Below are 24,789 nucleotides of genomic sequence, written 5' to 3'. Positions count from 1 at the left end.
AGTCAATGTCGACCGAATACGGCTAATTGCCAACTCATGTTAATACTAAGCAAATGAAATTGCATGGGAATCATCACATTTATCTAGTATGTAACTGAAATTGTAACTAAATTGGCATTAGCTACTTTTGATGCATTTGTTGAGTTAACTTATCAGCTTTATGGCAAAAGTATTTTGATTAGTCCAGAATCATAACGCTATGATTATCAATTATTAGGTGTATATGACCCTGTCGATGAGTTACAAGCAAGCCTCCAAGTGGGGATTTTTCGTCTTGCTCGTGGGACTTTTTTTTAGTGCCGTGCTCGCTTGGCAGGTGAGTCGTATCAATTCGCAAACCATTTCTTTGGCGCTCGAAGCGAGCGCGCAGCAGATTAGTGAGAATGTCACCAATAGGATTGCCCTCTACCAATATGGCTTGAGGGGCGCCCGAGGCATGATCCTCACGGCGGGTGAAGACCATATCAGCCGCCCCATGTTTCAAAACTATAGTCTGACGCGGGATGTGGATGAGGAGTTTCCCGGCGCACGCGGATTTGGCTTTATTCGGCGGGTCTCCAAAGAAAACGAAGCGCAGTTTTTAGCGCGGGTAAAGGCGGTCGATTGGCCTGACTACCATGTTCGTCAGCTCAACCCCAACGAGGGGGAAAAGTATCTGATTGAATATATTGAACCGCTCGAGCGCAATAAGGCGGCGGTTGGTTTAGATATCGCCTCCGAGACCCACAGAAAAGAGGCCGCCGATCGCGCCATGCTGTCGGGAGAAGTGCAAATTTCCGCGCCGATTACCTTAGTACAGGCCACGGGTAAGCCGCTGCAATCCTTCCTAATTTTATTACCTGTTTATCGAACGGGTATTGTCCCTCCTACTCCGGAAGAGCGATTGGCCCAAGGGTTTGGTTGGAGTTATGCGCCGCTGGTGACGACCGAAATTTTAACGGGATTATCGCTGAATCAGAAAATGACCAAGCTGATGTTAAGCGACGTGACGGACGATAAGCAGCCGATAAACTTTTTCGAAACCCACGCCAATGATTTAAGCCCGCTATCGGATTACAGCTACAAGTTAAATAAGACGATTTTTGGGCGGCATTGGCAGTTTGAGGTAATGGCCTATCCAGGTTTTATCAAGTCATTACATCTCAATAAGCCCAGCTTAGTGTTGCTCAGTGGCAGCTTGTTCAGTGTGTTGCTGGCGGCGTTGATTGCTATGTGGTCCTTAACCTTGCAACGTAAACAGCAAGTGTTAGCCGAGCAAGCCCGCCGCGCCAGCATGTTGGAGCATTCCCTCGACGGCATTATCAGTTATGACCTCGCTGGCAATATAACCAGTTGGAACCAAGGTGCCGAGCGACTCTTTGGTTACACTGAGCAGCAGGCGCTGGGCTTACCCAGTAGCGAATTGATTATTCCGCCCAGCATAGTGCTGGAGGAACAGGCTCTCATGGCCGATGTGTTGACCGGCAAGACGGTACTCAATCGAGTATCGCGCCATCAACGTGCTGATGGCAGCAACCTGTCGACCTCGACCACTGCCTTACCGATTTATGACGAACATGGCGACATAGTGGGTTTGAGTCAAACCATTCGGGATATCACGGCCCAGCAGGATGCCGAGCGACATATTCTCAACCTCAACGCTAGCCTTGAGCGACAGGTAACCAAGCGTACCCATGCTCTGCAGCAGGCTTTACTCGAGAATCAGGCACTGCTCGATACCATCAACCAGCAGCTACATTACTCGGTCACCGACTTAGACGGGGTGATTTTAGATGTGAATGAACACTTCTGTTTGATCAGTGGTTATGCGCGGGAGGAGTTAATAGGTCAAACCCATTCAGTGCTGAAGTCTGGGGAGCACGATGCCGCGTTTTGGCAGCGGATGTGGCAACAGATTAAGGCCGGTAAATCTTGGCATGGGGAAATCTGTAACCAAGGGAAAGATCAGCAGCTGAAATGGTTCGATACTGTGATTGGCCCAGTCTTCGATGAACGTGGCAAAGTAGAACGTTTTGTCGCGCTGCAAACCGATATTACCGAGCGTAAATTAGCCCAGCTCGACAAAAATCGGATTGCGACTCTGCTGACCAATGTGTTGGATGCAGCCTCCGAAATGACCATAATTGCCGCCGATCCACAGGGCATTATCACTATCTTCAACCGCGGTGCCGAGCGCATGTTGGGGTATTCCGCCGAAGAGGTCATAGGTAAAACCACCCCTGCACCTTTCCATATTGCCGATGAAATTGCCGCCCGCGCCGCCGAGCTTTCTGTTGAATACGGCCAAAAAATTCAAGGTTTTGACACGTTTGTCCACAAGGCGCGGGAAGAGGGCTCCGAGACTCGTACTTGGACCTATGTGCGTAAGGATGGTAGCCAGTTACCAATCTCACTGTCAGTAACCGCGATGCGTGGTAATGACGGCGAAATCCTAGGTTACCTTGGGATTGGTGTGGATATTTCGCAAATTGTCGCCCAGCAAGAGGCCTTACTCACGGCGAGTAATCACCTCAGTAAGGCGGCGGAAGTGGCTAAACTGGGGATTTGGACCTGGAACCTGCTCGATAACTCGTTGCAGTGGAACGACCGCATGTTTGCCATGTATGACCAGCCTGAAAGCCTTAAACAGCAAGGTCTTAGCTATGAGCATTGGCGGATGCGAGTCCATCCCGATGACGTTGAAGAGGCTGAAGAAAAGCTTAACCGCGCGGTTGAGTATGATGAACCCTATCATCCAATTTTCCGTGTGTTAACCACGGATGGTGCGGTGCGCTATGTGCAGGCGGGTGCCCAAATAGAGCGCGACAGGCAAGGGAATGTGATCCGAGTGATTGGGATCAACATCGATATCACCGCCCAGCGGCAGATTGAGGCGACTTTAAGGAGTGCCAAGCTGGAGGCGGATAACGCCAATGCCGCTAAGTCGGCGTTCCTTGCAAATATGAGCCACGAAATTCGTACCCCCATGAATGCGGTGTTGGGGATGTTGCAGTTGATGCAATATACCTCGCTCTCGGTGCAGCAGCAGGGCTATGTGAACAAGGCGCAAACGGCGGCTAAGTCATTGTTAGGGCTGCTTAACGATATTTTAGACTTCTCAAAAATCGATGCGGGCAAATTAAAACTCGATCCACACCCTTGCTCGATTGAGTTATTGATGCGGGATCTGGCTGTGGTGTTATCGGCGAGCCACAACAATACCGATGTGGAAGTGATGTTCGATCTCGACGCGGCGTTGCCTCCTTGGCTGCTGGCCGATCAATTAAGGCTGCAGCAAATTCTGATCAACCTCGCGGGCAACGCACTCAAGTTTACCCCTCACGGGCAAGTGATTGTCGGCCTAGAATGTATTCGCCATGAGGCCGATACCGTCACTGTGCAGTTTTCGATTGTCGATAGTGGTATTGGCATCAGCGAAGAGCAAATTGAGCGGATTTTCACTGGGTTTGAGCAGGCTGAATCCTCAACCTCCCGCCGTTTTGGTGGCACGGGACTTGGGCTGGCTATCAGTAAACGTCTCGTTGAGCTAATGGGCGGACAACTGCAAGTCACCAGTAAAGTCGGGGTTGGTAGTCGCTTCTGGTTCGATTTGACCTTCCAAGTGATGGAGGTTGAAGCCCGCGCCCGCGCCGATTTGAGCCAATATCGCATTCTGGTGGTCGACGATAACCAAATCACGACCGAGATCTTATCGAAAATCCTCAGCGACTATGGCTGTCTGGTTGAAACCGCTTCTGGTGGTTATCAGGCCATTGAAAAGGTAAAACAGGCCAATGCTGCCGGACAGCAGTTTGATGTAGTGCTAATGGATTGGCGTATGCCGGATATCGACGGTCTACAAACCGCGGAAATGTTGAAAAATGCCGGAACCGGCAGTTATACCCCGCTGGTGGTGATGTTGACGGCCTACGGCCATGAAGTGATTGCCGAGAGTCAGCACATTAACAACGTTCCCTTCGTCAACTTCTTAACTAAACCTGTCACCTCGCAAGTGTTGGTTGAAGCCGTGCTCAATGCCATCGAAGGCAAGACCATGGACTCGAATCCTAAGCCGCGCTCACAGCGTCTGTTAGCGGGGCTGACTCTGTTAGTGGTTGAAGACAATCAATTAAACCGTGAGGTGATTGAAGAGCTGTTGAGTTATGAAGGCGCCACCGTTGTGCTCGCAGGTGGCGGTGTGGAAGGGGTGGCACAGGTACTCGAAAGCGGTGATTTATACGATGCCGTGATTATGGATGTGCAAATGCCCGACATTGACGGGTTAGAGGCGACGCGGCGGATCCGTGCCGATGGTCGATTCGCCCAGTTGCCTATCCTCGCGATGACGGCCAATGCCTCGCAAACCGATAAACAAGAATGCCTCGAGGCGGGGATGAATGCCCACGTCGGTAAGCCTATCGATATGCAGCTGCTGTTGCCGAATATTCTGCGTCTAGTGGGGCGTGATGTGACATCCCTCGAGCAGCATGAGTCTGCGCATCTCGACTCACAACACAATCTCGAGGGCGAAACCCTGCTCGACGATATTCGTTTGATTTTGCGTCGTTTTGGCGGCAACCAAGTGTTCTTCGAAAAAATGGCGAGTAGTTTTGCCCCCGAAATGACCAAGCAGCTAAGCTTGTTCAAGCAATCGACCAAAACCTTTGATTACGCCACCACAGCTGCGATCAGTCATGCGATTAAAGGCATTGCCAGCAACTTTGGCGCGCGGCGTTTAGCCGTTCATGCGGCATTTTTAGAAAAACAATTTAAACAAGAAGGCCTCGAGCTGCTGGAAATAAAACGCTGGACGGATACACTGGAGTCCTTAATACACCAAAGTATTGAACAGCTTGCAGGCTTTTTACCTAAGGGGCTGCTCAAACAGCCTCAATCGATTGAGCCTGTAAATGGTACCGCCGTGGATATACAGAGTATGCGCCCCGAGCTGGATACCTTAGCTGCTCTCTTACAGGAAAATAATTTAGAAGCCGTGAATTTAGTCGACAAACTCGCAAAACCGCTATCACTGCATCCGCAATGGGCTGAACTCAATGGACTGGTTCAATCACTCGCATTTACACAGGCTTTGGAGACTTTGCGAGCGATGATGTTGGAGGATGCCTAGTGCAGTATATAAGTGAACTCATGGCGACCCAGCAGGCCGCAAAGGGCAAGATTTTGATCGTGGATGATCAGCCTTTGAATATCAAAATCTTGCACCAACTCTTCCATGAAGAATATGAAATGTTCATGGCGACGAGCGGTGAGCAGGCTTTGCAGGTATGCCAAAAGATGCAGCCCGATCTGGTGTTGTTAGACATCGAAATGCCGGGAATGTCGGGTTACGAGGTCTGCCAACAACTGAAGGCCGATCCCGCCACCGCTAATATCGGGGTGATCTTTATTACCGCCCATTTTGATGAGGTTGAAGAGGTGAAGGGTTTCCAACTCGGCGCAGTGGATTTTATTCACAAACCGATTAACCCCATCATCACCAGCGCGCGGGTCAAGAACCAATATCAGCTGAAGCGCCAATCCGATGTATTGCACTCCATCGCCTTACTCGACAGTTTGACTGGGGTCGCTAACCGCCGTCAGTTTGAGCAGCGCTTGCCCGAAATCTGGCGTTTTTGCTGTCGGAATCAAGCCTACTTATCCGTTATCATGCTGGATGTGGACTTTTTTAAGCGTTATAACGACCGCTATGGGCATCAAGAAGGTGACCAATGTTTACGACTGGTTGCCGATGCCGCTAAGGGCATGTTAAAACGCCCCAACGATCTTATTGCGCGCTATGGTGGCGAGGAGTTTATCTGTATCCTGCCAGAGGCTAAGTTATCTGGCGCCATGCGCCTCGCGCAGGCGATGGTGGATGCGGTGCAAGCCTTACACATAGAGAACTTGGGGTCAGATTTTGGCGAAGTCACTGTGAGTGCTGGTATTGCGACGATTCAACCCTTAGCCGATTTAAGTTGGGAGTCGCTCGTCGAAGTGGCGGATCAACAACTCTATCTGGCGAAGCATCATGGCCGTAATCAAGTGGTTGGTGTCGATATCGAACCGGCGCAATAGTCTAGTTTGTGTGTCGAGTAAGGCTACTCGGCATGGTTAAACCCGTGGATAGTGAGTTATGAAAGCGCATTTGATCACCCGCCAAGGCTGGATGACCTTAGATAAAGAATTAAAATACCTGTGGAAGGAATATCGTCCGCAGATCACGCTTAAAGTGCAAGAGGCCGCCGCCCAGGGCGACCGAAGTGAAAACGCGGATTACACTTACAATAAAAGGCTTTTACGCCAAATCGATAGCCGTGTCAGATACTTAGTCAAACGCCTCGAAGAACTTAAAATCGTCGATTATTCTCCCCAGCAAGAAGGCAAAATTTACTTTGGCGCTTGGTTCGAGCTTGAAAATGAAGCGGGCGAGCGCGTGCGTTATCGTATTGTCGGCAAGGATGAGCTCGACACTAAACTGGGCTATATCACCATAGACTCTCCCATGGCGCGGGCACTGATCGGCAAACAGGTCGATGATGAAGTGGTCGTGCAAACCCCCTCGGGTCCAAAGGAATGGTATATCAACGACATCCGCTATACCCCATTCGAGACGCCGCTCGAGGGCGAGCCAGAATAACCTTTAGTAGATCAAACTCTCGTCGATTTTCATGCTGAAATCGAGAGCATCATATGAAATAACGACTGCGCCTGTGGTATCTTGGGCGCAATTAGGATCAATCAAACCGTTAGGCACGATACTTTATTTATGCAGACTATTGCCCAAATTATTGCTCAGGAACTGAATGTTCAGGAGCATCAAGTCACTGCCACCATAGATTTGCTCGACAATGGTGCTACCGTTCCCTTCGTTGCCCGTTACCGTAAAGAAGCGACTGGGGGCTTAGATGACACCCAGTTACGTACGCTGCACACTCGTTTAGGTTATTTGCGCGAGCTGAATGACAGACGTCAGGTCATTTTATCCAGCATTCAAACCCAGGGTAAGTTAACGCCTGAATTGCAACGGGAAATTGAAGGCGCGGACAGTAAGACCCGTCTCGAAGATCTCTACCTTCCCTTCAAGCCTAAACGCCGTACTAAGGGCCAAATTGCGATTGAAGCGGGATTAGAGCCGCTTGTTGAAGCCTTACTGGCGGATCGTAATGCCGATATCGAGGCATTAGCTGCGGGTTATCTGAATCTCGAAGCGGGCTTTGCCGATACCAAAGCCGTACTGGAAGGCGCTCGTTATATTCTGATGGAACGTTACGCCGAAGATGCGGAATTACTGCGTAAAGTTCGTGAACACCTGAGCCAAAACAGTGTGTTAGAGAGCCGTGTTATCGCCGGTAAAGAGAAGGAGGGCGCTAAGTTTCGCGACTATTTCGAGCACAGCGAACCTCTGGCGAAAGTGCCGTCACACCGCGCCTTGGCGATGTTGCGTGGCCGCAATGAGGGTTTCCTCTCCCTATCCATGAATGCCGATCCTGCTGCCGAAGCGGGTCAGGGCAGTTACTGTGAAGTGATCATTAGCGAGCACTTAGGCCTAAAACTCGGCGATAGCAGTGTTGACCAATGGCTTAAGACCGTTGTGACCGCCACATGGCGGATTAAAATTGCACTGCAGATGGAAACCGAGTTTATCTCGCAAATGCGTGAGCGCGCCGAAGCAGAAGCCATTAAAGTGTTTGCCCGCAACTTAGGCGACTTACTTATGGCCGCACCAGCGGGCGCTAAGGCGACTATGGGTCTAGACCCGGGGCTACGCACGGGCGTTAAAGTGGCCGTGGTAGATAACACGGGTAAGCTGGTCGCACATACGACTATCTTCCCCCATGCGCCGCAGAATTTGTGGGACAAGTCGATTCGTACCTTAGCCAACTTAGCGCAAATGCATAAGGTGGAATTAATCGCGATTGGTAACGGCACTGCATCACGCGAAACTGACAAGTTAGCGGGTGAGTTGATTGCCAGCCTTAAGGATAGCCAACCGCAACTGACCAAGGTGATGGTGAGTGAAGCTGGTGCTTCCGTGTATTCCGCCTCAGAACTCGCCGCGCTGGAGTTCCCTGAGCTGGACGTGTCTATTCGTGGCGCCGTTTCGATTGCACGCCGTCTACAGGATCCCTTAGCGGAACTGGTGAAGATTGAGCCTAAATCTATCGGTGTGGGTCAATACCAGCACGATGTGAGTCAAAGTCAGCTGTCTAGCTCGCTCGAAGCCGTGGTCGAAGACTGCGTAAACGGTGTGGGCGTGGACTTAAACATGGCGTCAGTGCCTTTGCTGTCGCAGGTGGCGGGGTTAAACAAAACCTTAGCGAAAAACCTGGTTGACTACCGCGATGCCAATGGCGCCTTCAGAAACCGTAAAGAACTGCTGAAAGTGCCACGCTTAGGCCCTAAAGCCTTTGAACAGGCTGCGGGCTTTTTGCGGATCCGTGATGGCGACAATCCATTGGATATGTCGGCGGTTCACCCTGAAGCCTATGCGCTGGTCGAAAGCATTGCTAAGACTAAGCAAGTAGAGTTGGCGAGTCTTATCGGTAATTCTGAGCTGCTACGCAATATCAAGCCGCAGGAGTTTACGACCCCTGAGTTTGGTTTGCCGACAGTGACCGACATCCTCAGCGAGCTGGATAAACCGGGTCGTGACCCCCGTGGTGAGTTTAAAACCGCCAAGTTTAAGGATGGGGTTGAGGAGCTTAAGGATCTGAAACCAGAGATGATCCTCGAAGGCGTTGTCACCAACGTGACTAACTTTGGTGCCTTTGTGGATATCGGTGTGCATCAAGATGGTTTAGTGCATATCTCGTCATTAACCGACAAATTTATTACCGATCCCCATACAGTGGTGAAAGCGGGTGATGTAGTGAAAGTGAAGGTGATGGAGGTCGATGTAGAGCGTCGTCGTATCGGTTTGAGTATGCGTCTGGATGAGGCTATCGATCAGAGCAAGGCTCAAACACGCAGCCCATCTCAAGGTAAGCCACAGGCTCATAAGGGCAATGCCCAGCATAAGTCTTCGCGCCCAGCGCCAAAAGCGGCACCTGTCAATGCGGCCATGGGCAATGCCTTTGCTGACGCCTTCGCAAAGCTGAAAAAGTAATCTGACTAAGTCGGCTCGAATATACACTTGTGTGCGAGCCGACATTTTTTTACTTGTTAGCCACAAAATTGTTGCATATATGCTGCCCTAGGTAATATAAAGTCGGCATTTAATGCAACGTTAAGCAAAATCGGTTGTCATAACACAACTTTTTCACCGATTTTTCTCAAATTGACACTCCAAAGCTGAGTGGAAGTTTACTGTTTTGGGGTTATACATGCAGTCAGGTTTATCCGCTCGTGGACGTCAGCCCGCCCATGGGCCGTTTCGCGTCATTCTTATTTTCAGTCTGTTAGTGCTCGCTATTGCTACGGCTAGCCGCATCGGCTTAGGTCTGTGGCAGGGCGAACGTGTGGCCGCTGTTGACGGTTGGTCGCATCTGTTACTGCAAGGTATTCGTGTCGATATCGCAACCCTATGTTGGTTATGGGGCGTCGCTGCCTTAGGTACGGCGTTGTTTTCAGGCGATCATCTGCTTGGCCGCATTTGGCAATGGGTGCTGCGCCTATGGCTAACCTTAGGTCTGTGGGCCATTGTATTCCTTGAGGTTTCAACGCCCGCCTTTATTGAGGAATACGGCATTCGCCCGAACCGCTTGTATGTGGAGTATTTGATTTACCCCAAAGAAGTGCTGTCGATGCTGTGGGCGGGACGCAAGCTGGAGCTGATTTTCTCTGTGCTGCTCACCCTCGTGACGCTGTGGGGCGGTTGGACACTCAGTAGTAAGTTGACTAAGAATCTGCGTTTCCCACGTTGGTATTGGCGCCCAGTGCTCGCTGTCATAGTGATCGTCGTGACCCTGTTGGGCGCGCGCTCAACCTTAGGCCATCGTCCAATCAACCCCGCGATGGTGGCATTTGCCGATGATCCATTAGTGAACTCTTTGGTGATTAACTCCGCTTATTCGTTAGTGTTTGCGATTAAGCAAATGGGCAGCGAAGAAGACGCCTCTAAGGTGTATGGCTCCTTAGACAGAGAGGAGATCATCAAGACAATCAGGCAAGAGAGTGGTCGCCCCGAGAGTGCCTTTACCTCGAGCGATATCCCTTCATTGAGTTTTAACCAAGCTAGCTACAGCGGTAAACCGAAAAACCTAGTCATCCTGTTACAGGAAAGCTTAGGTGCTCGCTTTGTGGGGAGCTTAGGCGGTATGCCCTTAACGCCGAATATCGATGCGCTCTCACAGGAAGGCTGGTATTTCGATAATCTTTACGCCACTGGCACACGTTCAGTGCGCGGAATCGAAGCGGTCACCACAGGTTTTACGCCAACGCCGGCCCGCGCCGTGGTGAAACTCGGTAAGAGCCAGACGGGCTTTTTCACTCTCGCCGAATTGCTGAAAAACCACGGTTACACCACCCAATTTATCTACGGTGGTGAGAGCCATTTCGACAATATGCGCAGTTTCTTCCTCGGTAATGGATTTAGCGACATTATCGACCAGAAGGATTATAAGTCTCCGGCCTTTGTTGGCTCGTGGGGCGCATCCGACGAAGATTTAATGCGTAAGGCGAATAGTGAGTTCGAGCGTCTTCACAGTGAGGGTAAGTCATTCTTTAGCTTGGTGTTTAGCTCGAGTAACCACGACCCATTCGAATTTCCCGATGGCCGTATTGAGCTGTATGAACAGCCTAAGCAAACTCGCAATAACGCGGCCAAATATGCCGATTATGCAATTGGTGAGTTCTTCAAACTGGCAAAAAATGCCGACTACTGGAAGGACACTATTTTTATCGTGGTGGCCGACCACGATAGCCGCGTTGGTGGGGCCGATTTGGTGCCTGTATCGCGCTTCCGTATTCCGGGGTTAATCATTGGAGATAATGTTGCGCCAAAACGCGATCACCGTATTGTGAGTCAAATCGACTTGCCGCCAACCCTGTTATCTTTGATTGGTATTTCAGACTCTTACCCTATGTTAGGTCGTGACTTAACTCAGGTCAGCGATGATTGGCCGGGGCGTGCGCTAATGCAATACGATAAAAACTTTGCCCTGATGGAAGGTAAAGATGTGGTTATCCTGCAGCCAGAGAAAGCGGCGCAGGGTTTCCAGTACGATGAAAAGACCGAGCACTTAACGCCTTATGCCCCAGCGGCGCAGGCGCTGGAGAAAAAGGCCTTAGGTTGGGCGCTGTGGGGCAGCCTAGCCTACCAGCAAGAGCTGTATCGCTCGGGTAAATAACCGAATGAAAAATGCCGCTGATTAGCGGCATTTTTATTTTGAAACTTATCTTTAAACCAGCAGATTTTAAATCCAAGCTGACATAGCTGGTTCGGCTTCTGGCTGAGTTTGCTGCGCATAATATTGCCCAATACGCTGTCCAACTTGTTGATAAAACTGAGGGGATTCCCCTTGCATCGGCTGACGCGCGGCCGCAGTCGTGGTTTTCGCCGTAGTATTGGCGGGGCGAGGAGTATTTTGGCCGACCTTTAACCGAATATCCTTACGCTGCAGCGCCGCTGGGCCGCGCACTGGCACTTTAAGGGTTTTAGGGAGCGCACGATCGGCTGCAACTATGGGCGCTTGTTTCTCTTGCTGTTGCTGGCTCTGCTGCTGTGAAGACTGCTGCTGTTGCTGCTTGTCTTGAACTTGTTGCTGATTTTGCTCGAGCAAACGTGCCTGTTGCTGAGTTTGATCGGCAGTACGCTCATTTTGCGGATTAAAGGCACGTTCTTCATGGCCCTTAGTCGCGGCCTGTGGCGGAATAACGACGGGCTTGAGCTGATTGTCGACCCGAGCCGAGTCCGTCGCGACATTGGTCGTCGCTATCGGAACTTGGGGGTAGTTACTGACAAGCAGCATGAAAAATTCCTTGTGGCCTTAATGGTTAAATACTAGCCACTTATTGCACAAAGATAAAGCACTAGTCCTTGAATTGCGCCAGCCAAGGTGTGATTGCCTGCAAGAATTCTTCCCTGTGGGACACAAACGGTGCGTGGGATGCCTTGGCGAGCATCACATCTGTGATGTGGCTTGCTGTGGGCATCTTAGGTTGAACACGTTTAGGCACGAGTCCATCGAGTCGACCCCAGATCCGCAGCCAAGGTTGCTGTATCGCCGATAATTGCGGCCTAAGATCGATTTGATTCAACATATCAAGACCTTGCGTTAAGGCGGCTGCATCAGGTAGCGGGCGCGCTAGCACTAAATCCCGCAGCTGCTTGATATCGTCTTTAGCGGTTTCGCTGCCCATCGCCTGAATCGCTAAAAAGCGCTCAATCGTCTTTGGTAAATTTTGTCCAAGCTGCTCGCCAAACATGCTGAGCACCTGCGGTGGAATGCCAGGCCATGCTTCTTCCTCCCTCGCCATAAAACAGGGCGAGGACGCGATAGTCATTAAGCCTTTGACATGGGAGGGATAGCTTATGGCGGCTTGGGTGGCCACTAAGCCACCCAGTGACCAGCCGGCCCAAATCGCATTGGCGGGCAAGGCATGGATTAGCGCATCCACCCAAGTCGCTAAATTGCCTGCGATTGGCTGACTTAGGCCAAAGCCGGGCAGATCGACATAGTGGACTCTATACTCAGAAAGCTGCTCATGGAGCGGCGTGAAGACGGCGCTATTAACGCCCCAACCGTGGAGTATCACCAGATCCGGCCCTTGGCCTCGGATGTCGATATGCAGTTGGGGATGATGGGCTGGCGTCGCAGAGTTCACTAAAATACCTCTAATAGGAAGTTGTATGTCGGGCGATAGCAAATGGACTTGGTCGCAACAGGGGGCGAAGCTGTTACGCATAGTTTCGCATTTGGGGCAGCGTTACTTGGCGGGCAGTTTACCTAACCGCTGCTTACTGTGCCACCAATCCCTCAATGCAAAGGAAGCGGGATTTTGTCAGGTATGCCTGCAAACGGGTTTGTATCACAGCCCAATTTGTTTAGGTTGTGGAAAGTCCATGCCGCTTGAACTCGAATATTGTGGTGAGTGCCAACGGCATCAGCCGCGAAAAGTCATCGCACCTTGTAGTTATCATCAAGGTTTTGGCCCTTGGATAGCGGCCATTAAATATCAGGGGCAACTCGCCGCCTTACCCATTCTATGCCAAGCCTTAGTGGCGCGCATTGGTCAGCTTGAACAGCAAGAATTCATCACGCTACCGCAGGCCATAGTGCCAGTCCCTTTACACCCAAATCGGCTGCGCCAACGTGGATTTAATCAGGCTTGGCTCATCGCCCATGAATTATCGAAGCAGCTCTCGCTGCCACTGGTCAGTGACGGATTAATTAGGCGGCAGGATACCCGCCCACAAGCCGGACTCAATGGTACGCAGCGGCGACGAAATCTACAGGATGCTTTTGAGTTAAATGCTGATTTTGCCTATCAACGGATTGCGCTGGTGGACGATGTGGTCACCACGGGCACCACAGTAGCTGAAATCGCTCGTTTGTTCGAGGTGCGATACGTACATGTACAAATATGGTGTCTCGCCAGAGCCGAAGCACCAGGGTTGCTGGATGATGTGAACTGAATTCTCTAACGGTAATGTATTCTGGAGCATTTAATCGCAATCAGAGCATGTGAAGATTCGTAAATAGTTTAGAAATTTAGATTATGTAAAAACGATAGTCTAATCTAGATCTCAGCAAAAATTTTATTACTTTAATATACTAAAAATAAAGTTACTCAAATTTTATGATTAGAGTATTTAATTTTAATAAATATGGATTTTTATAGAAATGTTGGTGCTTCTTGTTGAAGATAATAGATTGCTTTCCAATAATATTATTCAATATCTTGAGCTAAGTCATATCAAATGTGACTACGCATTCAATATCGCTCAAGCAGATCGGCTTATAAACACGCAGCAGTTTGATGCAATTATTTTAGATCTTAACTTACCCGATGGCGACGGAATTGAAGCTTGCAAGCGTTGGAAGGAGCTGTGTATAACTTCACCCATCATAATGCTTACAGCAAGAAGTAGCCTAAGTGAAAGGCTAAACGGTTTTGCTGTTGGGGCTGATGATTACTTAGTTAAGCCATTTGCGATGGAGGAGTTAGTTGCTAGGTTAAAGGTTATTTCACAGCGCCGCCCAACTCCACATAGGTTAGTCATTGGTGATTTAGAAATTGACTTTGGTCATCATCAAGCATATCGAAAAGGAACACCATTAAACTTATCAAAAACCAGTTGGCAAATATTAACACTATTAGCTAGACGTAGCCCTGAAGCTGTTAGTCGGGAAGAGATTGAGCGGATGCTCTGGCCTGACAGCGCTCCCGATAGTGATAGTTTACGAAGTCATATCCATCTTTTACGACGTGTGATCGACCGACCGTTTGATGTTCCGATGTTGCACACTATTCGAGGTGTTGGTATGTGTATACGCTATGAGAGTTGATAAAATGCAATTCCCCCAACTTAGTCTTAAGCGCCATTATCAACAATGGGGTATCTTTTTTTTACTTGTAACTCTCGGTGTAAATATATTTATTCCTCTATGTATGATGTGTGCAGGAATGAATTCTATGAATGAGATCGCTATGAGTAATATAGGTCAGCTTTCAGAGTTAATAGTTAGTGAAGGAGAGACTAGTTCAAGGAATTTAAATGGTTCTATTATAAAGACTGATAATCTCACCGTTTACTCTGAGTGGGGTAATGTTCCATCTGAACTCAAAGAAATATCTAAAAATGTTGCACCAGAAAAACAAAGTGAGATTTTTTACCAACATGTTGATGGTTCGTATGTCGATGCTTTAAGTGTTTATTATAAAAAAGACGGGTCGCCTTTATATATATTGTTACATTACAGCGTAACTCATGAATTACAGTTTGCACCTAAGAATATGACTGCGATTCTTCTCCTTGTATTTATTACTTTTTGTGCAAGTGCAAGTCTTGCTTTTTATATGCAAAATAAAGTTATTACACCTATACTCAAAATAAGTAGAGCAATAAAAGAACATAGTTGGCAAGGAGAGGAAGCTCTTACACTGCCCAAACAAAAATATGCGGAGCTAAAGTCAATAGTTGAAGCATTGGAGAATTCTATATTTAAACTGAATGAACATCAAAAAGGTGAACTAGATTTTCTACGCTTTCTAAGTCATGAGTTAAGAACTCCTGTTGCTATATGTCAATCATCCTTTGAAGTTATATCTTTGCAGCAAGGAAGTTTAACTGGGCCCATGCTATCGGCATCTCAAGCAACAAATCAGATGAAATCAACAATAGAAACATTACTTTGGCTAACAAATAAGAAGTCAGCTGCTTTAGAAATGGAACTTGTTAATTTTGGAGACTTAATCTCTAGGGTTATAGATGAGCATATTAAAATTATAGATTGCGATATAACTGTTTCATTCGAAAGAGATGATACTTGTTTGTACTTAATGAGGGAGCCATTAAATATAATTATTAATAACTTAATTAGAAATAGTTTGGAGCACGGTGGTCAAGGCGTCTCTATTATTCAAAAAGGTTGTGTAATCGAAATAATTAACCCTGTGTCTGAAAATTGTTATGCTGGATTTGGTTTAGGATTAACTTTAGTAAGGCGATTAGTTACACAGTTAGATTGGGAGTTTTCTACTTTAGATAAAGATAATAAATTCTATGCAAAGCTTAATATTTGTACTTGATCACATTTGAAATTCATTTTTTCACGAAAATTTCACTATGTAAGTGTGAATAATATCCCTTGTTAAAAGTTTATAGCAAATGAAGGGTGTTTACTTCTAATACTGATACGCAATGTATGTTGAAGAAGCTTTCTACTCTTTTGTATTAAGTCTTAATAATGGGGGAGCAATGAAAAAGAAATTGCTAGCAGTGATGATCCCTGCGGTGCTGTTGTCTGGTACAACGCAAGCGGTCGAGCTGTATAATGATCAAACCAATAGCGTCAATATGATGGGTTGGCTAGGCTTTGCGGCGTTAAACGATGGCCACGAAACCTCAGTAATTGATAACTTTTCCCGCGTGGGATTTCGTTTCGACCGCCAAGAGAAAAATGGCTGGCGCTCCTTTGCCCATACCGAATGGGGCATTAACATGGTCACCAGTGACGATGGTCTGATCTATACCCAAGGTCAAGGTGGTGGTCAGTTATCGGCTTCAAAAACCTCAGATTTCCTCTTTAACCGTTTAGGTTATGTCGGCATGTCGCACGACAAATGGGGCTCGCTCACCTTTGGTAAGCAGTGGGGGGCTTATTATGATGTGGCTTACACCACAGACGTGCTCAATGCCTTTACCGGCTGGTCTGTCGGTGCTTATACCTTCGGTGATGGCGGCCTCACTGGTGCGGGTCGTGCCGATGCGGCGCTTCAATACCGCAATACCTTTTGCAATCTGCATATCGCGGTGCAATACGCTTCTAAGCAAAATAGCGATGTGGCGCTCTATGATAATTTAGGTAACGCCTTAAACGATGGTTCTGAGCTGAGCTTCGACCCTAGCTATGGGGCGAGTGCCACTTACTATTTCACCGATAAATTTAAGGTGTTAGCGGGCTTTAACCGTGGTGACTTCACCGGCAATCTTGCGGGTAAAGACGTCGATAATACCAATCAAATCATCGGTATCGGCGCCCAATTCGGCAGCTTCTACCAATATGCGCCGGGTCGTGATGCCGACGGCCTGTATGTTGGTTTTAACGCTCATAAGAGTGAGCAAAACGAGTTAGTGGGTGGCGATCTCTACGACTCAACTGGCGCCGAATTTATTGTTGCCTACCACTACGATAACGGATTCGTACCTAGCTTATTGCTGACTTACCAAGATTTGGACACAGATGAAAACACCGTCATCCAAGGTAAATGGACCCGTCAGTTTGCCGTACTTGGTCTGCATTATCGCTATAGCCGCGACACTATCATGTATGCCGAAGCCAAAATCGACTTCAGCGATATGGACGATAAAGCCTACGAAGATTTACAAGATAATAACTATGCTGTTGGTATTCGTTATTTCTTCTAATTTTATTTATTAGTTCTAACTATATTTTTTGCTTTCAATTTAGGTGGTGAAAATGTTTAAGTTAAGAAAAGTTTTTATATACAGTATTTTAATGTCAATGCCATTTAGCTATGCGTTGGCAGCTGAAACTATCTCATTAACTGGTTCGTCTTTAAATGTCGAGTCATTATTAAAGCTTAAAGATTCAAATAATAAGATTTCTTTAACAAATGATGCTGAGGAAAATATAAGAAATAGTTATGATCTTTTGATGGACTCTGCGAGAAAGGGGACTCCAGTATATGGTTTAACCGTTGGTGTTGGTAAGAATAAAGATACTCCTGTTTTTAGTAAAGATGGTTCATTAACATCGGAAGGCCGACAGCTGTCTGAAACATTTAACCGCAACATGCTATATACTCATTCAGCTGCTAGTGGTGACCCGATTGCACCAGAAGTCGTTAGAATGGCTATGGTCATCCGTCTTAATCAAATAGCAACTGGGCATGTTGGAGTGCAGCCAGATGTTGCCAGAATTTATAAAGAATTTATTAATAACAATATTATTCCAGTTGTTCCGGAAGATGGCTCTGTTGGTTTAAGTGATATATTACTAGCGGCACATATTGGTGCTGCGATGATGGGAGATTGGGATGTGTATTACAATGGACAACGGATGTCTGCTGAAAAAGCAATGAAGTTGACCAATATTAAGCCTTTAGTCCCATTTGGAAAAGATTCACTTTCAATATTATCTAATAATGCTTTGGCAACTGCTCAAGTTGTAAACTCACTTGAGGATGCAAAGAAACTTATACAGTTTTCGCCTAGATTAATTTCTGCCGCCTTAGAAGGGGTGAATGGTAATATAAGTCCTTTACTACCTCATACTCTTGCTGCCAGACCGATGCCAAATGTTCAAAAGGTCGGAAAGGATATTTTAGATAACTTGGAAGGGGGATATCTCTTTCAAATAGATGACAATAGACCATTACAGGATGCACTTTCATTCCGTGGAGCACACTGGCCTATTGCTCATGCCATCTCACAAGTAGAAACTTTAGAACAATTAATTGAAATTCAAATTAATAGTTCTGATGATAATCCAACAGTTTACCCTAATGCCAAAAATGTTGATTACTCAGATTCATCTCAAGTGAAACAATATTTCACCAAGGGGCATGTTTCAGGTGCAATCAACTCTTCAGCTAATTTTGATACGATCCAGTTAGCATCGCAAACTGAAGCTTTTATAAATGCAATGGCGCAATTAGGTAAGTATTCTAGTAACAGGCAAATTAAATTAATCGATCCATACTTTACCGGTTTGCCAAGAGCTTTAGTGGATCCTGATGATAAAAATGGTCAGGCATTTTATACGCTGCAAAATGGATTCACAGCGTTATTTGTTGAAATAGCTCATGCTGCTAATCCAGTATCATTTTATGGTATTGCAAACCAGGGGGGTATAGAAGATAACTTTAGTAACTTCTTCCAAGCTGGGAAAAATTTACAAAAAGTGGTTGACGGTGTTGCAACTATTTATGGATTCGAACTGATGCAAGTTGCGCAGGCGATGGATTTGCAGAAAAAAGTTAATAATCGGAAGTTGTCAATTAAAAATCAGCAATTACTTAAGCAATTACGTGAGAGTGTTCCATATTATTCCAAGGATCGAATTTTTACTCCTGACGTTGAGAAAACCAAAGATTTTATCATGATGTTTTAATCTTTATTGGTTTGGATGGAAACTTATATTTTAAATTTAGTAGGAAATGTTCACTGATGTTATTTAAGAGAAGATTTTTGAGTCTGGCGACGGCGGTTGTCATAGTTGCCGGCTGTCAAGTGACACATCAAATAGTCAAAAGCCAAGGTGCGGCTCAGGGTAAGCATGGCGAGGTGCAGGTTGAAACGACATTTGAAGACGGGCATATCGTTGCGATTGATGTACTCAAGCAAAAGGAAAATAAAGTTCTTGCGGGAGCAGTATTTCGTGATGTGAAGCAAGCGATTATTGATAACAACTCTGTTGAAGTTGACGGTATTTCTGGGGCGACAGTGACATCGAATGCACTTAAAGAAGCCGTCAGTAAAAGTATTGAAGCCGCTGGCGTCACATTGGCTGCCGTTGCTGCCGCGAAAAAAACGGAAGCTGTAACACCGACTGAATATACCTATGACGTAGTGGTGATTGGTTCGGGTGGGGCTGGCTTTAGTGCGGGTTTAGAGGCTATGGCGGCTGGTCGAACGGCTGTTATTATTGAAAAAATGCCGATCGTTGGTGGTAACTCATTGATTTCAGGCGCTGAGATGAATGTGGCCGGAAGCTGGGTACAGAAAAACATGGGTATAACTGATAGCAAAGAGCTGTTTATTAGCGACACGCTAAAAGGTGGCGATTTCAAAGGTGACCCTGAAATGGTTAAGGCCATGGCTGACAATGCTGTCGCTGCAGCAGAGTGGTTAAGGGATTATGTAAAAGTTGAGTTTTATCCCGATCAATTATTCCAGTTTGGTGGGCATAGCGTTAAACGGGCTTTAATCCCTAAAGGTCACACTGGCGCTGAAGTGATCAGCAAGTTTTCTATCAAGGCTGAAGAAGTCGGTTTACCTGTCCACACCAACACCAAAGCGGAACGATTGCTTCAAGATCAAACCGGTCGGGTTGTTGGGGTTGAGGCGACTCACAATGGTAAAACCATCACTTATCATGCAAAACGCGGAGTGATTGTCGCCACTGGTGGCTTCTCATCGAATATGGAAATGCGTAAGAAATACGATCCTGAGTTAGATGAACGCTACGGCAGTACGGGTCATTCAGGTGGTACTGGTGATGGGATTGTTATGGCGGAGAAGATTCACGCCGCGGCTAAAAATATGGGCTATATCCAATCATATCCTATCTGTAGCCCAACCTCAGGTGCGATTGCTTTAATTGCCGATGCGCGTTTTTTTGGTGCAGTGTTAATTAACCAGAAGGGTGAGCGTTTTGTGGAAGAATTAGAGCGTCGTGACGTGATTTCACAAGCTATTCTGGGCCAACCTGGTCGTTATACCTATGTGTTGTGGAATCAAGCTATCGAGGACGTTGCCCATACGGTTGAAATGCACCAAGGCGAACTTAAAGAATTTACCAAAGATGGGCTAATGCACAAGGTTGACACCTTAGAAGAAGCGGCCAAAGTCTTTAATATTCCTGAAGAGAAGCTATTAGCAACGATTAAAGACGTTAATCACTATGCCGCAACTGGCAAGGATGAAGCCTTTAACCATCGCTCTGGTTTAGTCGATTTAAGCAAAGGACCATATTGGATTTTGAAAGCGACCCCTTCAGTGCATCACACTATGGGTGGCCTAGTGGTTGATACTCACACTCGTGTGCTAGATGAAAAAGGAAATATTATTCCTGGTTTATTTGCCGCAGGTGAAGTGACAGGCTTAACCCACGGTACAAACCGACTGGGTGGAAATGCGTACACAGATATTATTGTGTTTGGTCGAATCGCAGGCCAAGAAGCCGCGAAGTAGAGTATTGTTTGTCCCAAGTAAAAGCGGCCTTTCGGTCGCTTTTTATCTTTAAAGAAGGGTATTTTACTCATTTATTTGAGCCCTTTATCTAATCATGAAAGCGTGATGGATTTTGCAAAATTCCAGAACTTGCTACCCTAGGGACTACAAAGCGCGTGTGAGTAGGAGTATCATACGCCTAATTCTTACTAAAACACTCAGGTATCCCCTGACGGAGCTGGTTTCCATGATTACTATTTCCGATGCGGCTCAGGCCCATTTTGTAAAGTTGTTAGCCGATCAACCTGAAGGCACTCATATTCGCGTATTTGTGATCAGTCCTGGTACCGCACAAGCCGAGTGTGGCGTGTCTTACTGCCCGCCTGACGCCGTTGAAAGTGATGATATTGAATTAGAATTCAATGGCTTTAGCGCTATGGTTGACGAGAAGAGTGCGCCTTTCTTAGAAGAAGCCTCAATCGACTTCGTGACCGACCAATTAGGTTCGCAATTAACCCTTAAAGCCCCTAACGCTAAAATGCGTAAAGTGGCTTCAGATGCGCCTTTAGCCGAGCGTGTTGAGTATGTGATCCAATCTGAAATCAACCCACAACTGGCAAGCCATGGTGGTAACATCATGTTGGTTGAAATCACCCAAGAAGGCGTAGCGGTACTGCAGTTCGGTGGTGGTTGTAATGGTTGTTCACAGGTCGATATCACTTTAAAAGATGGTATCGAGAAGCAACTATTAGATATGTTCCCAGGTGAACTTTCTGGTGTGAGCGATGTGACCGATCACCAACACGGCGCACATTCTTACGCTTAAGCTGTTGTTGAACAGAATAAAAAAACGCGACTCATAGGTCGCGTTTTTTTATGGCGTTTTGTGGCTACAGCTGGGTTTTCAGGTTGTCGGCTAAAAACTTATCGAGCGCCTTAAAGGTGGTTAACCTATGGTCATTATTGCTTAAATAATGGTCGCCATTTTCGAGCTCAATATATTCGACGTTTTTCTTACGTGATTTCAGCTCGTCAAACATTTCACGACTATGTTGCACCTTGACCACTCGGTCCTTATCGCCATGCAGTAGCAATACTGGGATGCGGATCTTATCAGCCTTACTGACGGGTGAGCGCTCATAGAGGGCGCTAAAATCATCGCCAATTTGTTCTTTAACGACTTCATAATTGGTAAAACGGCGACTGGATTTCACTAGGTAAGCCACGTCTGTCACCCCTGCAACACTCACTGCGCAGCGGTACAGATCGGGTGTCATCGCCGCGCCCATTAAGGCGGCATAACCACCATAACTTGCGCCGACGATACAGATACGCTGTGGATCGCTAATCCCTTGATTGATTAGGTAACGTGTACCATCTTCCACATCGTTTTGCATTTCGAGCCCCCAGCTTTTAAGGCCGGCCTTCATAAACTCATAGCCGTAGCCCGCCGAGCCCCTAAAGTTCATTCGAAATACCGCGTAGCCACGGTTAGCGAAAAACTGCGCCCAATAATCGAAGTCGTTACTGTCGTAACTTATGGGGCCGCCATGGGGGAAGATAATGGTGGGTAGTTGCTTGGCCTCCAAACCCTTTGGCACTGTGAGGTAAGCATCGATTTTGAGTTTATCCCGCGCTTCGTAGCTCAAATATTGAGTGTCGGCGAGTTGCTCGCTGCTTAGCTGGCTATATCTGTCGGCAATCGGAAATAACGCCTTTTCATCCCTATCGCCAAAGTAATAGGTGCCAGGTTGAGTCGAACTGGTGGAGTAGACGATATAGCGGCGTTCATCCGCGCTAAATTGGGTAATGTAGTTATGGGCATTGGGCAATACTGCTTTTAGTCCATTTTGCAGACCCGCATATTCAGGATCCCAGAAGGTATACTCTTCGCCGTCGCCTTCACTGATCCCAATGACTTTTTTCTTGAGTTCTGAATAGATGAGATTGCCTTCAACATCGGTATCTTTGTTGGCGTACACCAGCTCCTTCGTAAGCTTAGGATCGGTTAAATTCACCTTGAAGATAGCTTCAAAGCCTTGGTGGTAGGCGCGTACGAACAAGATGTTGGGATCGGCATCGAAGCCCAGTGGCCAGACACTCTCATCGGAGAAGGCTTTAAAGGTCCAGAGTAAGCGTGGCTCCGTTTTTTGTTCCGGCTGCTCATAGATCCGGTACTCAGTGTCATCGTTATAGATGGAGATACGAACCTTGTGCTGCCTGTCAGTAATCCAGCCGATGATTTTACGTTTAGAGTTTTGAATAAATGCGGATTTTCCCTGAGAGAGATTGACTCTCAGTACGCTGTCTTCACCCACTTCTTCGCCCATACCATCGAGGGAGAGCAAGATATTATCGGGATCATCCGGCATCATATCGATAATCTGTCCTTGATGTTGGGGGATCCAACTGAGTCGGTCGATGACGCTACGGGCGAGTACGCTCGTGGTTTTTCGCGTGGTTAAATCGTACTTCACCAAGCGAGTTTCGGTCGTCGGCGTACCGTAGCGGTTTGCCGGAAACTTAGCACTGATCAGCAAAGTGGTGTCATTTGCCCACTGTTATGACAGCAGGACAAACTTCTGGTTATCGGTGTGAATCGCGTAATCTTTGTTGCCCGTTTCTAAATCGAGAATACTGACCACTGTGCCCTTAAGTTTGGGCTGGTCTACCCGAACGATAGAGGCAATTTTTTTGCCATCGGGCGACAGTTGCACTGAGCTGACATCGGGAATACTGGCAAAGGCCTCGACGGGAAGCTGAGGAACGGTTTGGGCAAGCAGTGGCAGACTTAGCCACAGGAGTAACAAAGGTAAAATCCTTTTCATAACGCATCACAATTTTATTACAATGATGCCGCGTATCTTAATGGGATAACCTTAAGTAAGCTACTGTCTTTACAGAACTAATTAAGAATAAATGCCTTGCTAAAGCGGTAATGTGCCGCTAGGGTGAAGCTGCGCGTTAGCATAAAGGCTGTCATGGCCGCCCACAGTGCATGGTTAGCCTGCTCGGGAGGCAACAGCGATTGCAGCAAATACCATGTCGGGAAGAAGGCGCCAAATGTCGCGATAATCATACTGTTACGCATCACTTTTCCCTTAGCGGCGCCAATATAAACCCCATCAAACAGATAGGAACTAAAAGACCAAAGCGGCAGTAATATCAGCCAAGGCAGATAAATTTGCGCTGTGGTTCTCACCTCATCAATATTGGTTAGCAGCCCGATGATACGGTCGCCGAAAAGATAAAATATCAGGCTGAAACCCAATGCAGAGATGGCAGACCAACACCAAGCTAGGAGTACTGCTTCGCGCAGTGGTTGTGTGCGTTTTTGCCCGTAAGCTTTGCCCACTTCCGCCTCGGCATAATAGGCAATGCCATCGAGGGCGTAGGCGATTAATAACAGTAAATTCAATAACACCGCATTGGCTGCGACCGTATTATCCCCAAGGCCCGCACCATGAAAGGTCATAAAGGCGAAGGCGGCTTGCAGGCACAGGCTGCGGATAAAAATATCGGTATTGAGCCTAAGCAGCTGGCCGTAACCGACAAACGTCAGATGGACACGCAAGTGGTCAAATGTAAATTGAGACGACAGTTTAAGCTGTTGTAATACCATGTAGAGCGCGACGCTAAAGGCGGTGATATCCGCACATACTGAGGCGAGTGCCGCTCCTTTAACGTTCCAGCCAAATCCTATTACAAACAGTACATCGAGGATAATATTGGCTACGTTGGCGAAGATGAGCTGCCACATGGCCGCTTTAGGTTGTTGTCTGCCAAGGAGCCAGCCCAACATGACTAAATTGAGCAGGGAGAATGGCGTCGACCAAATGCGGACTTGAAAATATTCTCGGCAATAACGCTCCACTTCGACACTCGCTTCGGAGAGGCTAAGCGCTAAATTCAGTATCGGGATCTGCAATAGGATCACCGCGATACCCAACCCTGTCGCCAACATGGCGCCTTGGACCAGCAATTTTAATTGGGTGTTAAGATCATTTGCGCCATAGGCATGTGCGACCAATCCCGTGGTCGCCATCCGTAAAAAGCCTAATAACCAAATGATTAATGTGATAATCGTTGACCCGAGTGCAACGCCCCCTAAATAATAGGCGTCACTTAAATGCCCTATGACAGCCGTATCGACTAATCCCAACAGCGGAACCGTGATATTGGAGAGGATCATCGGCAGGGCAAGCGCGAGCAGCTGGCGATTCTTGGTGCCATTCAACAGGAGCGCGAGTGCGGTGGATTTTGCGGTAGTCATTGATTCAGAGGTATTC

At 47.3% G+C, this 24,789-nt stretch carries 15 protein-coding genes and 1 pseudogene; 12 read left to right on the top strand and 4 right to left on the bottom strand.

Going from position 1 to position 24,789, the window contains the following annotated elements; genetic code table 11:
- Window positions 1-223 precede the first annotated feature (223 nt).
- The 5 genes from B5P39_RS18100 (at window position 224) to B5P39_RS18080 (ending at window position 11,267) form a co-directional block, all read left to right on the top strand.
- Window positions 224-5,107 (top strand): PAS domain S-box protein, encoded by a 4,884-nt coding sequence (locus B5P39_RS18100; protein WP_088212516.1) that lies wholly within the window; start codon window positions 224-226, stop codon window positions 5,105-5,107.
- Window positions 5,108-5,127: 20 nt separating this feature from the next.
- On the top strand, window positions 5,128-6,054 hold the full coding sequence (locus B5P39_RS18095) for a diguanylate cyclase (protein ID WP_088212533.1): 927 nt from the start codon (window positions 5,128-5,130) through the stop codon (window positions 6,052-6,054).
- 58 nt (window positions 6,055-6,112) lie between these two features.
- Window positions 6,113-6,616, top strand: coding sequence for a transcription elongation factor GreB (gene greB, locus B5P39_RS18090; protein ID WP_011624531.1), 504 nt, complete (start codon window positions 6,113-6,115; stop codon window positions 6,614-6,616).
- A gap of 129 nt (window positions 6,617-6,745) precedes the next feature.
- The gene (locus B5P39_RS18085; RefSeq protein ID WP_088212515.1) at window positions 6,746-9,085 is read left to right on the top strand and encodes a Tex family protein; all 2,340 of its coding nucleotides are present in this window, start codon (window positions 6,746-6,748) and stop codon (window positions 9,083-9,085) included.
- Window positions 9,086-9,302: 217 nt separating this feature from the next.
- Window positions 9,303-11,267, top strand: coding sequence for an LTA synthase family protein (locus B5P39_RS18080; protein WP_088212514.1), 1,965 nt, complete (start codon window positions 9,303-9,305; stop codon window positions 11,265-11,267).
- Between the two features lie 66 nt (window positions 11,268-11,333).
- Here B5P39_RS18080 and B5P39_RS18075 read toward each other — a convergent pair whose 3' ends face one another.
- Entirely contained in the window at window positions 11,334-11,888 is a 555-nt protein-coding gene (locus B5P39_RS18075; protein WP_011624528.1) for a hypothetical protein, read from the bottom strand.
- A 61-nt stretch (window positions 11,889-11,949) separates the two neighbouring features.
- On the bottom strand, window positions 11,950-12,744 hold the full coding sequence (gene bioH, locus B5P39_RS18070) for a pimeloyl-ACP methyl ester esterase BioH (RefSeq protein ID WP_088212513.1): 795 nt from the start codon (window positions 12,742-12,744) through the stop codon (window positions 11,950-11,952).
- A 25-nt stretch (window positions 12,745-12,769) separates the two neighbouring features.
- On the opposite strand from bioH, the gene B5P39_RS18065 reads away from it, so the two are divergent.
- The 7 genes from B5P39_RS18065 (at window position 12,770) to nfuA (ending at window position 21,326) form a co-directional block, all read left to right on the top strand.
- A complete protein-coding gene (locus B5P39_RS18065; protein ID WP_176399993.1) occupies window positions 12,770-13,555 on the top strand; it encodes a ComF family protein in 786 nt (261 codons plus the stop codon).
- 208 nt (window positions 13,556-13,763) lie between these two features.
- Entirely contained in the window at window positions 13,764-14,429 is a 666-nt protein-coding gene (locus tag B5P39_RS18060) for a response regulator transcription factor (RefSeq protein WP_088212512.1), read from the top strand.
- A complete protein-coding gene (locus B5P39_RS18055; protein WP_441347619.1) occupies window positions 14,419-15,672 on the top strand; it encodes a sensor histidine kinase in 1,254 nt (417 codons plus the stop codon). Before B5P39_RS18060 ends, B5P39_RS18055 begins: the two co-directional genes overlap by 11 nt.
- Before the next feature lie 169 nt (window positions 15,673-15,841).
- Window positions 15,842-17,011, top strand: coding sequence for a porin (locus B5P39_RS18050; RefSeq protein WP_088212511.1), 1,170 nt, complete (start codon window positions 15,842-15,844; stop codon window positions 17,009-17,011).
- 52 nt (window positions 17,012-17,063) lie between these two features.
- Complete coding sequence (locus B5P39_RS18045) at window positions 17,064-18,719, top strand: HAL/PAL/TAL family ammonia-lyase (protein ID WP_088212510.1); 1,656 nt, start codon at window positions 17,064-17,066, stop codon at window positions 18,717-18,719.
- Between the two features lie 56 nt (window positions 18,720-18,775).
- The gene (gene urdA / locus B5P39_RS18040; RefSeq protein WP_088212509.1) at window positions 18,776-20,521 is read left to right on the top strand and encodes a urocanate reductase; all 1,746 of its coding nucleotides are present in this window, start codon (window positions 18,776-18,778) and stop codon (window positions 20,519-20,521) included.
- Window positions 20,522-20,747: 226 nt separating this feature from the next.
- On the top strand, window positions 20,748-21,326 hold the full coding sequence (gene nfuA / locus B5P39_RS18035; RefSeq protein WP_011624525.1) for a Fe-S biogenesis protein NfuA: 579 nt from the start codon (window positions 20,748-20,750) through the stop codon (window positions 21,324-21,326).
- Between the two features lie 64 nt (window positions 21,327-21,390).
- Here nfuA and B5P39_RS18030 read toward each other — a convergent pair.
- Window positions 21,391-23,328: pseudogene (locus B5P39_RS18030) on the bottom strand (alpha/beta hydrolase family protein).
- A 77-nt stretch (window positions 23,329-23,405) separates the two neighbouring features.
- A complete protein-coding gene (locus B5P39_RS18025; protein WP_088212530.1) occupies window positions 23,406-24,773 on the bottom strand; it encodes an MATE family efflux transporter in 1,368 nt (455 codons plus the stop codon).
- Window positions 24,774-24,789: the final 16 nt, after the last annotated feature.

It is taken from the genome of Shewanella sp. Shew256 (assembly GCF_002196695.1).
Lineage (GTDB): Bacteria > Pseudomonadota > Gammaproteobacteria > Enterobacterales > Shewanellaceae > Shewanella > Shewanella mangrovisoli.
The sequence above is the reverse complement of the archived record's forward strand: the minus strand, read 5'-3'. Positions and strand labels throughout refer to the sequence as shown.